At 66.4% G+C, this 11,552-nt stretch carries 10 protein-coding genes; 5 read left to right on the forward strand and 5 right to left on the reverse strand.

All coding sequences use genetic code 11. The features are described 5' to 3' along the window. Positions 1–167 precede the first annotated feature (167 nt). A complete protein-coding gene (locus QCZ28_RS08810; RefSeq protein WP_279516118.1) occupies positions 168–497 on the forward strand; it encodes a contact-dependent growth inhibition system immunity protein in 330 nt (109 codons plus the stop codon). Positions 498–527: 30 nt separating this feature from the next. On the opposite strand, the gene QCZ28_RS08815 is transcribed toward QCZ28_RS08810, so the two are convergent. After that, a complete protein-coding gene (locus QCZ28_RS08815) occupies positions 528–1,442 on the reverse strand; it encodes a helix-turn-helix transcriptional regulator (RefSeq protein ID WP_279516119.1) in 915 nt (304 codons plus the stop codon). A 170-nt stretch (positions 1,443–1,612) separates the two neighbouring features. Here QCZ28_RS08815 and QCZ28_RS08820 point away from each other — a divergent pair, with 170 nt between their 5' ends. Further along, positions 1,613–2,473 (forward strand): SDR family NAD(P)-dependent oxidoreductase, encoded by an 861-nt coding sequence (locus QCZ28_RS08820; protein WP_279516120.1) that lies wholly within the window; start codon positions 1,613–1,615, stop codon positions 2,471–2,473. A gap of 102 nt (positions 2,474–2,575) precedes the next feature. On the opposite strand, the gene QCZ28_RS08825 is transcribed toward QCZ28_RS08820, so the two are convergent. Next, positions 2,576–3,493, reverse strand: coding sequence for an NAD(P)-binding domain-containing protein (locus QCZ28_RS08825; protein ID WP_279516121.1), 918 nt, complete (start codon positions 3,491–3,493; stop codon positions 2,576–2,578). 84 nt (positions 3,494–3,577) lie between these two features. Here QCZ28_RS08825 and QCZ28_RS08830 point away from each other — a divergent pair, with 84 nt between their 5' ends. Continuing rightward, positions 3,578–3,958, forward strand: coding sequence for a helix-turn-helix domain-containing protein (locus QCZ28_RS08830; protein WP_279516122.1), 381 nt, complete (start codon positions 3,578–3,580; stop codon positions 3,956–3,958). Positions 3,959–4,119: 161 nt separating this feature from the next. Here the strand turns inward: QCZ28_RS08830 and QCZ28_RS08835 are convergent, their stop codons facing one another. Next, on the reverse strand, positions 4,120–5,199 hold the full coding sequence (locus tag QCZ28_RS08835) for a Glu/Leu/Phe/Val dehydrogenase dimerization domain-containing protein (protein ID WP_279516123.1): 1,080 nt from the start codon (positions 5,197–5,199) through the stop codon (positions 4,120–4,122). 51 nt (positions 5,200–5,250) lie between these two features. Here QCZ28_RS08835 and QCZ28_RS08840 point away from each other — a divergent pair, with 51 nt between their 5' ends. Continuing rightward, a complete protein-coding gene (locus tag QCZ28_RS08840; protein WP_279516124.1) occupies positions 5,251–5,766 on the forward strand; it encodes an Lrp/AsnC family transcriptional regulator in 516 nt (171 codons plus the stop codon). Positions 5,767–5,841: 75 nt separating this feature from the next. Here the strand turns inward: QCZ28_RS08840 and QCZ28_RS08845 are convergent, their stop codons facing one another. Together QCZ28_RS08845 and QCZ28_RS08850 are read right to left on the reverse strand one after the other, a co-directional pair. Next, entirely contained in the window at positions 5,842–7,065 is a 1,224-nt protein-coding gene (locus tag QCZ28_RS08845; RefSeq protein ID WP_279516125.1) for a hypothetical protein, read from the reverse strand. 872 nt (positions 7,066–7,937) lie between these two features. Further along, on the reverse strand, positions 7,938–8,951 hold the full coding sequence (locus QCZ28_RS08850) for a cytochrome P450 (protein ID WP_279516126.1): 1,014 nt from the start codon (positions 8,949–8,951) through the stop codon (positions 7,938–7,940). Positions 8,952–10,153: 1,202 nt separating this feature from the next. Between QCZ28_RS08850 and QCZ28_RS08855 the strand changes: the two genes are divergently transcribed. Beyond that, positions 10,154–11,404: an MFS transporter gene (locus QCZ28_RS08855; RefSeq protein ID WP_279516127.1), complete on the forward strand. Its 1,251-nt coding sequence runs from the start codon at positions 10,154–10,156 to the stop codon at positions 11,402–11,404. Positions 11,405–11,552: the final 148 nt, after the last annotated feature.

Genomic DNA, 11,552 nt, shown 5'->3' on the forward strand with positions numbered 1-11,552 from the left:
GACTGTCAGCTTGGGAATTGCACAAGATCGGTACAGGGCATGGCGTTTCGCCTTGTCGACCTGGCCGGCGATGGCCTCGTTTGGTCTCCCGCGACACCACCTTGTAGCCCGTGGATGGCCCGCCATCCTCGTCGGCATCCCAGGCTTTGCGGACTACCCTGACCGCCGTGACGACCATCGAGCAGCTTGAACGGGACGTGTGGCCGGAGCCCCACGCGGACGACACGTTCCTCGTGAGACGTTGCACCGAACTGCGACGCAAGCCGTTGGCTGAGTTCACGGTCGAAGACCTGCGCATCATGCTCGGGCAAGAGATCGGTGTGCCGGCTCTGCTGCCTCTCGCGGTACAGGACCTGCTCCGCGAGCCCTTGGCAGAAGGTGACTACTATCCGGTCGACCTGCTCCGCAACGTGCTGCGGCTGCCCGACTCGGCCTGGTCGAACCTTCGAGCGGATCGCAAGAGGTTGGTGCCGGTGCTCCACGGTGGAGACCGCTGATTGTCGAAGGGCAATCGACGCCCGTCGGAATCAGGCTGAGCCCGCAGACCTGGTTGGGCTGTCCTCGATCTGAGCGGGAGCGGCCTTGGATGCGCCGGTCGTTGGGGCGTACCGCTGCTGTGTCGCCCAGAGCGCGAGCAGGCGCAGGTTGTCGTGTGAGCTGCTGCCGGGATCCGTGGTGTAGATGAAGAGCGTCTGGTCGTCGTCGCCGGGTAGTGCCAGCGCCTCGTATCGGATGGTCATCGGTCCCACGGCGGGGTGGACCATGTGCTTGGTGCCGTGGGTCCGCTCGTGCACCCGGTGGTTGTGCCACCACGTACGGAACTGCGGGCTCTTGATGGTCAGCTCGCCGACGAGTTCGTTGAGCTGCGGGTCGTCGGGGTTCCGGCCGGCGTAGAGGCGCAGCGTGCCCACGACGTCAGCCGCCACGGTGGCCCATTCGGGGTAGACCTCGCGGGCGGCGGGGTCGAGGAGGACCCAGCGCGTGTAGTTGCGCTCGCGGGGTGGCAGTTGGGTCCAGTCGGTGAGGAGGGCACGGGCCAGCAGGTTCGACGCGAGGATGTCGGTACGGCGCCCGACGATGAAGGCCGGGTGGTCGACCATCGAGGCGATCATCTGGTGCATCGCCGGCCGGACCCGCTGGCCCGGCACCTGCCCGGCGCGGTGCCGGGCCGGGCGGGCCAGGTCGACAAGGTGAGCCCGGGCGGCCGCGTCGAGGTGGAAGACACGGCCCAACGCGTCGATGACCGCCTCCGACGGACTGCTGTGGCGACCCTGTTCGAGTCGGGTGTAGTAGTCGACGCTCACCCCGGCGAGCTGAGCCACCTCCTCCCGGCGCAGGCCGCGGACGCGTCGCCCCGGCAGGGGGAGGATTCCCGCTGCCTGCGGCGTCGTGTCAGCCCGGCATTTCCGCAGGAAGCCGGCCAGTTCTGTGCGTCGCACCATGTCGCCAATGATGCCGCTCGCGGCGGGCCGCGCCCAGAGGTTGAGTGGGCATGTCGTTCCCAGGTACGGCTGGGCCTGGCCAGAGGTATTCGGCTCGCCCGCACGGCAGCAGCATGAGATGCGTTCCGGCAGGGCGCAGCGCTGCCACTCCAGTCACAAGGAGAACACCGATGTCGTACCCCACCACCCGACCCGCCACCTGGTTCGTCACGGGCACCTCCCGTGGCCTCGGCCTGGAGTTGGTCAAGCAGCTCCTCGAGCGCGGTGACAACGTCGCGGCGACGACCAGGTCGTCCGAGCGTCTCGACGCGGCCCTGGGATCCGTGGGCCGGGCCCGGCTGCTGCCACTTGAGCTGAACCTCGCGGACGAGCCGGCGGTCGCGGCGGCGATCCGCTCCACCACCGACCGTTTCGGCGCGATCGACGTGATCGTGAACAACGCCGGCTACGGCTTCCTCGCTGCCATCGAGGAGGTCACCGACGCCGACGTCCGGCAGATGTTCGACGTGCAGATCTTTGGGCTCTGGAACGTTCTTCGCGCGGTACTGCCGTCCCTGCGCGCCCAGCGCAGCGGTCACATCATCAACGTCTCCTCGATCCTCGGTCTGACCTCCTTCCCGGGCTGGGGTCTCTACTGCGCAGGGAAGTACGCCCTCGAAGGGCTGACCGAGTCACTGGCCGCGGAAGTCGGCGATTTCGGCGTGCAGGTCAACCTCGTGGAGCCCGGCTACATGCAGACCGATTTTCTGCGTACACACTCCCTTGGCCTGCCGTCGACCACCGTGTCCGGCTACGAGTCGATCCGGGAGATGACCGAGGCGCACCTGGCGATGCCGGGCACCCAGCTCGGTGACCCTGTCCGAGCCGCAACCGCCATCATCGAGGTGGCGGTCTCGGGTAAGGCTCCTCTGCACCAACTGCTCGGCTCGGACTCCTACTCGCTGGCCAAGGCCCGGATCGATGCGCTGACCTCCGATGTGGAGGCAGGCCGCGAGCTGGCGTACACGACGGACATCCCGCAGCGCAGCTGAGGGCTCTCCGCGGCCTCCCGGCGATGCCCGGCCTGGTCTCACTGCCCAGGCCGGGCCGCCCGCCGCGCCTACGACGAACCACGGCATGGCCCGTCCCGAAAGTCAGCTGATGGGACGGCGCGGCTTGTCCCGTGGTTCGCGGATGCTGTCGATGATGCGGGTCCAGTTGTCGCCACCGTGCCCATTCTCGATCGCACGCCGATAGTGGGCTCGCACGGCCAGGGGAAGCGCGAGGTCGAGGCCCAGTGTCGTGCTGGTCTCGACGATGTGGTCGGCGGTCGCGCCCATCATGGTGACCGTGCTGAGATCGCCGGGGTGTTCTCCAACGTCCAGCGCGGCGCCGGGGGTTTCCCCGCCGGCGCGGAGGATGGCGCCAATCGACTCGGCCGAGGCGATCAGCTCCGGCATTGCCTCCGTGGCCGTCATTCCCGTGGCGCCCAGCATCGCGGTGGCGTGCATCAACGCGGACAGAGTGCCGAGGAATACGGCGAGCTGGGCTTGATACATCATCTGGGCGAGACCTGGATCCTCGCCCAGATAGTTGGGCGTGCCGATCTGGGCCAGCGCCTCTCGGCTGTCGTCCAGCACCCCGCCGGGGCCGCTGTAGTAGACGTACGCCGCGTCGGTGCCGACCATCGGCGCTGGGACCATGATGCCGCCGGTGAGGAAAGCGGCGTCATGGGTCGCCGCCCAGGATGCCGCTTCGCGGCTGCGGTCGGGGGTGTCGGAGCTTAGGTTGACCAACGTCCGGCCGGCGAGTGACGCGATGGCGGGGCCGAGGATGTCGTACATCGCTTGGTAGTCGGTCAGGCTCAGGATAATGAGTTTGCTCGCCTCGACCGCCTCGGCGGGTACGGCCGCGAGCGTCGCGCCGTCGGCGACGACGCCCTCGGCCCGGCCGGGGGTGCGGTTCCAGACCGTGACGGGGTGGCCGGCGGCGAGGAGGGTGCGGGTGATCGCCTGCCCCATCGGGCCGAGCCCAATGACGGTGACGGCGCTGTTGTGCTGTTGGTTGTTCACCTTTCCATGCTCGGCGACGCTTCACTATTCTCGTAAGTACCCACTAATTTCTGCGGTACTTACCTTTCAGTAAGGGGGTCAGGGATGGCCAAGGCATCCCGACGCGGGCCTTACATCTGCGGCATCGACGCGGCGCTCGACGTGGTGAGCGGCAAGTGGAAGGGCCTGATCCTCTGGGAACTCGAGGCCCACGGCGTACGCCGTTTCGCGCAGCTGCGTCGAGGGCTGCCCGGAGTGAGCGAGAAGATGCTGACTCAGCATTTGCGCGAGCTCGAGGAGGACGGCCTGGTGCACCGGAAGGTCCACGCCGAGGTGCCGCCGCGGGTTGAATACTCTTTGACCGAGCACGGGCGCACGCTCAACCAGGCGCTCGGGCCGCTCGGCGCCTGGGGGAGCGAGCGGATCCGACGCGAGGCCGCCGAGATGGTCGACGCGACTTCCGAAGACCGCGCGGCTCTGCGCTGATCAGGGGGCGGCAGGCCGCGTCGCGATCGGCGGCGGTCAGCGGTACGAAGAGCCTGCTGTGGCCAGGAACATCGACCCGCGGTTACGTGCAAGCCCTCTCAGCCGGAGGCGCCTGCCGCGACGAGGGCAGGAGCCTTTCGTTGCAGGGGCTGCGGTGGCCATCATGGTCTCTCATGAGGTTCGAGACGCTCGTCATCGTCGACGTGGTGCCGGGCGCGGGCGCGGGCGGCGGCGGCCGGGGTCGAGCCGGTGGCGCGGGCGGTGCGCAGGATGTCGGTGAGGGTGTCGGCGATGCCGTGGACCCGGGCTGTGGCCTGGGCGGACGTTTCCCGGTGTAGTTCGACGGCGGTGGCGTGGATGATGCCGCCGGCGCTGACGACAATGTCCGGTGCCCAGAGGATGCCGTGCTGGTGCAGCAGGTCGGCGGTGACCGGGGTGTCGAGTTGGTTGTTGGCCGGTCCGGCGATCGCGGCGCAGCGCAATGTCGGCACTGTGTGCGGGGTGAACAGACCGCCAAGAGCGGCGGGGACGAGCACGTCCACGTCGGCGGTCAGGCAGTCCTGCGGGCTGACCCAGGCGGCACCGGCGGTGTCGGCGAGCGGGCGTCTGCCCTCGTCGGTGTCGGCGGCCACCAGGGTCGCGCCGGCGTCGGCGAGCATGCGCAGCACGTGGCCGCCGACGCGGCCGAGGCCGAGCACGGCGAAGCTGCGCGCGGACAGGTCGGCTGACCCGAATCGCTCGGCGCACAGGGCACGCAGCGTGGCGAGGACGCCGACGGCGGTGTGTCCGGAGGAGTCGCCGCTGCCACCGGCGTGCACCGGTCGGCAGAACGCATGCGGGGTCCGCTCGGCGATCGTGACCATGTCGTCCGGTCCGGTTCCCACGTCCGGCCCGGTGGCATAGGCGCCGTCCAGGCCGGCGATCACGTCGCCCGCGTCGTGCAGCACCGCTCGACGGGCGGCCGCGTCGAGTGCCCTGCCCGGGGGCAGGGCGACGACGGTCTTGCCGCCGCCGTTGGGCAGCCCAGCCAGCGCGCACTTGTCCGACATCGCGGCCGCGAGCCGCAGCGCGTCGGTGAGCCCGTCGCGCCAGTGCGGGTACTGCGCGACCCTGCAACCGCCGATGGCCTGACCGAGCGCGGTGGAGTGCACCGCGACGACGATCGGCAAGCCCGACCGTACGCCCCGCCTGAGGACGACGTGTTCGTGCATGGACTCGGTGTCGAGGTGCGTCGCGACCATGATGGCTCCTGTCGTGTGTTCGCCGGAACGAGATCGACAGTAGGCAGGTGCTTGGCACTGACCGGCTCAAGGCGAACAACGTTCGGAGAGAATGGCAAGATTCCGGTCGTGGACGAACTTGATACGGCGATCATCCAGCATCTGCAGACACATGCGCGGCAGACCAACCGCGAACTGGCCCGCGCGGTCGGCATCGCGCCGTCCACCTGCCTCGAACGCGTGCGCGCACTACGGGAGCGGGGCGTGATCACCGGCTACCACGCCGAGATCAGCCTGGCCGCCCTCAACCGCGGCGTCCAAGCATTGCTGCACGTGCAGGTCCGACCCCTGAGTCGCACCGTCATCGACGGCTTCAAGAAATATGCGATGGAGCTGCCCGAGGTGCTGTCGGTGTACGTCGTGGCCGGCGGCGACGACTTCCTCGTCCACGTCGCCGTGCCCAGCGTCGACGGCCTGCACTCCTTCCTCATGGACAAGTTCAGCGGACGCCGCGAGATCGTCGGGTTCCGCAGCTCCGTCATCTATCAACACACCCGAAAGCAGGTCATCGAACCACTTGACCCGTAACGCACGGCCACAGAGTCGGAACAGTGCGCACATCTGCCGCCGATCAGGCGCGACGCGGCCGCCAGGACCGCTTGATCAGGTGCGCGCTCGGCTACGGGTGGATCCGGCGTCCTCGGGCGACACCAGGACCACCCGGCGACGCCAGGCAGCGAGGATCAACACGCCTCCGGCCGCCAGCGCCGTCATGCCGATTCCGCCGAACAACCCCGCCTGCGCTCCGGTGACCGGCAACCCGCCGTCACCGCCACCACCGCCCTTCGCGGCCAGCACCACGGCGAACCCGTCCTGATTGTCACCGGGGTCCACCTCGGCCACCCGTACGGCGACCGCGTTCGCGGGCAGGTCGGTTCGCGCAGGCGTGGAGCCGTTGGTCGTCGACTGCTCGGCGAGGCCCTCCACCCGCACGGTGCCGCCCCGCAACGTCGCCGGCGCGCTGGCGGATGACGCAGTCGTCACCAGGTTGTACAGCTCGACCGCCGAGTAGATCGTGTCGTTCGGATCGGTGTCCTCGGCGGCCGGAACGAGTGTGAGGCGCTGGTAGGTGCAGACGGCCGATCGCCCGGCGTCGGCGAGCACACACTGTTCCGGCTGCCTGATGAAGGTCACACCCTTGGGCAGACGCAGCATGACCCGCACTCCGCTGACCGTTCTCCGGCCCTGGTTGGCGACGGTGTGCCACACCGCGCCCGTCTCACCCGGGTGCAGCGTCCCGGTGGGCGTCGGCATGCCGTCGGCACTGATCCGCACGGACTGCCGCACGTCTCGAGCTACCAACGAGAGGTCCACCTTGGGCTCGTCGACAAGCGTCAGCGGGAACGATCTGGTGTTGTCAGCCGGATTCGCGTCCTCATCCGGCCGGATGCTGACCGACGCTTCGAACCTGCCCTCGTAGGGCGCCGTCCCGTAGACGAGCGCGTCGATGGGAACGTCGACGGTTTCGCCCGGCCCCGGAATCAACTCCGGCGACAGTCGGCAGTAGAAACCGCCGAAATCACCGTCGCACTCCCCCACACCACCCCCGGAATGCCACAGCAGAGAGACCGGCAGGGGGTCAGGGCCCTGCGATAGCTGACGGACATTGACGACGACGTCGCTCGGGGTTTCGTCCCCCAGGTTGCTGATCTTCAGATAGACAACCTTCCTTTCGACCCCCAGCGCGATCCGTGTCCCGGACGCGTCGACCGCGAGGTCCGGACCTTTCTTCGCCGCCGCGGCGGGGGCGGCGAGGACAGCCGACCCGGCGAGGAGGGACAGCGCGGCGGCAACAGTTCGCAACAGCCGTCGACGACCAGAGCTCATGACAGCACCCTTTCAGTAAGCGCGGACAGCGCGGTTGGGAACACTATCGGCAATCGACCCTGATCACTTCGCCAACCCGCCCGCGCTCAAGCGGCCCGCCACCGTTTCCGCTCATCCGTTGCCTTCGCTGGAGCGGGACCTGCGTGTCGGGCCGCACCCGGCGACGTTCAACGGCTGAGCACGCACTACCGGTCCCACGCCACCCCGCACACTGGTAGCCGTCGTCTGCGGGTCGCGGAGAATTGCCGTTTACTGCCCAGATCAACGACGTCAGCTGCACGCGGTCATGAGGGCACGTCACCTCCCACCTCCGCGTCGGCGGTACTGCGACCCCAATTCGCCGTCAACGACGCAACCTCCGAGCTATCTCCGCTGGTGGCCCGGGACTTCTTCGTGTCGTGCCGCCGGCAGGGCTGCGACCGTTCGGGGTCCTGTGGCTACCGGCCATCGAAGGGGAGCCGGCGACGGATCGCGTCCGGGCGGCATCGTCGCGTGCGCATTCTTACCGCTGAACGCTTCCGTTGGTTCAACTCGCGCGGCGCACAACGCGGGATACGACCCGGCACGCGGGCAGCTACGTCCGCCGTGCCCGCGCAATCGCGCAGACGTCCGACGCGCCCACGATTGATCGTGCTGAGTCGTCCGCCCATCACCAACAGTAGGCGGGGGCGGACGACCCGAGCCGCAGACAGGGCCTCTGACCAAGGTTGCGACTAGCCGACAGGCATGGCCGAGTCTTGGCGGCGGGTCCGGCAGTAGAAGCTTGAGTTCAGCACGTAGGGGAACGAGCCGCTACCCGGGCTAGGGTTACCGATCGGCTCCGTGTCGCAACTGCCCTAGTTGTCCCCTGAGGCTGCCGGACGATGACGGCGTCAGGCGGTGAAGGAGACCGGCAATGAATCGAGGCTTCCGACCGTTGCCGTCGTCCGTCGCACCGGTGTGCCAGCCAGCCGCAGCCGAGGGGCTTCGGTCAAGCATAGAATCAGCTCGCGAACCGCCACCCTGCCGAAGGCTGCTCCGAGACAGCCATGAACGCCCCAGCCAAACGACAGATGCCGGTTAGGCGATCGATCCAGCACCAACTCATCCGGACGCGTGAACTCGGTCTCGTCGCGGTTCGCAGAGGCCATCAGGGTCAGCACGATCTGCCCACGCTCGATCGTCGTGCCATGGATGACCGTTCGCTCAGTAGCGACGCGACTAGTTCCCTGGGCCGGCCCTTCGAAGCGGATCAGCTCGTCAGTAGCGGAATCGAGGAGTTTGCGGTCTGCCCCGCGCAGGGCATCGAGCGTTTCAGGTCGCTCGATCAGTGTCAGGGCAATGTTGCTGACCGTCGCAAACAGGGTTCCGTAGCTCGCGTTGAACATCACACCTGCGGTGTTGTGCACGTAGTGCGGCGGAACCTGGAGCTGGCCGGCGGTTTCCCGGATGCTGGCGAACACGCCAGGCCGTCGTTCGGCGGCGTACCACTGGTCGACCAACGAATTGAGCTGAGTGCGGGCATCGTTTCCGACCGCCGCTCGTTCGGGGCGCAGCCCGATATCCATCCGGCGAGCGATGGAGTCCGACAACTTGACGTACCACTGCAGGTCGGGGCGCTGCACTCCGAACAAGTGCGAGGTGATCGTGAGGGCGACCGGAGCGGCGACCTCCTTGATCCAATCGAAGCGCACACGCCGCGCGAGGTCCGCGAAGATCCCCGTGATCTGCTCCCGCGCCTGGGCGCCGGCGGTGTCAAGGTCTTGAGAACGCAGAGCGTTCATTAGGACGCTCTTCAGTGGACCTTGATCCGGTGGATCGATCGTCTGGATGTTCTGCAGGAACTCCGGCAGTTCCGCCCCTACCCGCCGACGGTCTCGCGCGAACGTGTCGTTGTCGCGCAGCACGTCGCGGCAGTCTTGATACCGGCTGAGCACCCATGACTTCATGCCCTCGTGCCAGAAGATTGGCGCTGTTCTACGGAACCGAGCGTACTGAGGGTACGGGTTGGCGAGCATTTCTGGAGACAGAGGGTCGTATTCCACGGCTGTAGTCAAATTGCCACCCCTTTTGATGGGTTCCCCGTGCGCAATGTGCACGACATAACGACGCGTCCGTGCCTGGTCAATTGACATCTTGTCCCAGACCCGACTCCGTGATCGGTACTGACGTGACGCTACGACCGGCTGGACATCGTTGTCAACGACGTAGGCTCCAGACGAAGGAGATTTACCCGTAAGACTGCCTGCATCTCCTGGATTAATGGTCTCTCACCTGCGGAAACGTCCTCGCGCTTAGCCAGAGGGTTGCCCCAGGCAACCGTCTGGGGTTACTGTGCCACATACGTCAGGCTGGTTGGCGGCGCCAGGGATTCACCCATTAACAGGGGGTGGTCTCTTTCAGTCGTCGGCCGCCCCTGCTATGTATGACGTGGTCACACCCGAGGCACTCTCATCAAAGCGCCTCTTGACGCTAGTCGCGGAACGATGCAAATCTGCAGTCGTCACGCGATCAAGGAATTATCTTAGGCCGACATGACACCACGGGGGTAGTGCGTGATGGTTGATCATTTTTTAGAAGCTCGCCTAAGCTGCACGCGCCAGCCATAGGCCGCCTGCGCTCTCTGGCGAAGCCGGCTACGCTCTAGATCGATGTCTACATCCACGCCCAAGTGTCGGTAGACAGAGCCGTGCCAGTCGGCAACGACTACGATTCGCCCAATCATTTCAAGCTCCTGTTTGAAATAAACGGGCGCCCGAGCGTCCTCGCCTCTTCGTCGCCATGGCGTACGGCGTGAGCCGGCGATCAGCCTGTCGACTACAGCCACGATGCTGAGCAATCGGGCAGCAGCTCCCGTCGGTCATCAAATAGCCATAGGCCGCGTTGAACATTATCGCGCCCTTGCGGACGCCCATGCCACCGGAGACGCCCCAGGGCGCCCGGGGATAAATCTCCCCTCACAAAGGAGGTGTAATCATGAGCTACGACCACTGAGCCTGAGGCCTGTCGGGCTCGGCGATCACGCCGGGCCCGACAGAGGTTCACTGACCCGCCGAGGTCTACCACCCCGGGCCCTCGGACTTCCTGTTCCTCATGAAGGATAAAAGAGTTGCAGCAGCAAGGAATGGACGCGCCTGCGGAGGCGGATACCGGTGATGCCGAGACCATACTGTGGACCTCAGGCTTCAGATGGTATTTCACCGGTACGTCCGTCTCCCTCTTGGGCACGGCGATGGCCCCGGTAGCCTTGGCATTCTCCGTGCTCGAGCATTCGAGCAGCGTATACGACCTGGGCTGGGTATTAGCTGCACGGAGCATTCCGCTAGTAGCATTCCTCCTTGTCGGCGGTGCTGTGGCCGACAGATTCCCACGGAGCACGGTCCTTAAGCTGTCGAACCTCGGAGCTGCGTCCACTCAAGGCGTCGTCGCTTTCCTGCTGCTCTCGGGCCGGTACAGCCTTATACTCATCATCGCTCTTGAATTTCTTAACGGCTCCCTGACCGCGTTCACTCAGCCCGCCATGCGGGGGATCATCCCCCAACTGGTCGCCAAGGCACAGATGCGACGAGCAAATTCCCTTGTCGCCTCGTCCAAGAATGCAATAACGATCTTAGGTCCTACTGCAGCGGGAATCACGGTCGCCACGGTCGGCGGCGGTTGGGCGATCGCGCTCGACTCGGCCAGCTACCTACTGGCCGCGTTCTTCATCTCCCGCATCCGCCTGACCGAAGAGATCGCCCGCAATTCCCGCAGCGTCCTGTCGGACGTACGCGAAGGGTGGAGCGAGTTCCGCAGCATCCCCTGGGTCTGGTCCGTGGTCGCCTCCCTGGCGGTTACCAATCTCCTCAAGACCGGGATCTGGGTTGTTCTTGGCCCAGCTATCGCTATCACCACCATCGGGGCTGCTTCGTGGGGTGGGGTCCTTAGCGCGCGTGCGGTAGGCCTGCTGGTCATGGGACTTGTGATGTACCGATTGACGGTGAGCCGCTTACTCGGCACCGGCCAGCTGTTCTTCGCTCTGGGGTGCCTCCCCCTCATCGCGCTCGGGGTCGGTGCCAACGCATTATGGCTCTTCATCGCGGCGTTCATGGCTGGAATCGGCTCGGGCATGTTCGGTCCCGCCTGGGAAACTTCGCTACAAGAACACGTTCCGAACAACGTCCTGTCCAGGGTAACTTCCTACGACGACTTGTTTTCGTACGTCACCGTTCCCATTGGGATGATGTGCGCTGCCCCTGCCGGCGCCATATTCGGCAATGAGCACGTCGCCCTGTTCGGTGGCATCCTGTTTCTCGCGGCGGCGCTTCTTCCGCTACTTTCCCGCTCCGTCTACAACCTTCGGCACGGCTACAGAGGTTGAAGGGCCAAGGTTCGGGCTATTTCGGTGGTTCGGGTTCGAGGGTCATGCCGGTGCTGGCGAAGAAACCGGCGAGGAGATCGGTCTGTTGCTGACAAGCGCGTAGTCGGCGTTTGACCAGTTGGGCGAGGTGGTCGACACCGCGGGCGGC

This window comes from Micromonospora sp. DH14 (assembly GCF_029809455.1).
GTDB classification, from domain to species: Bacteria; Actinomycetota; Actinomycetes; order Mycobacteriales; family Micromonosporaceae; genus Micromonospora; species Micromonospora parva.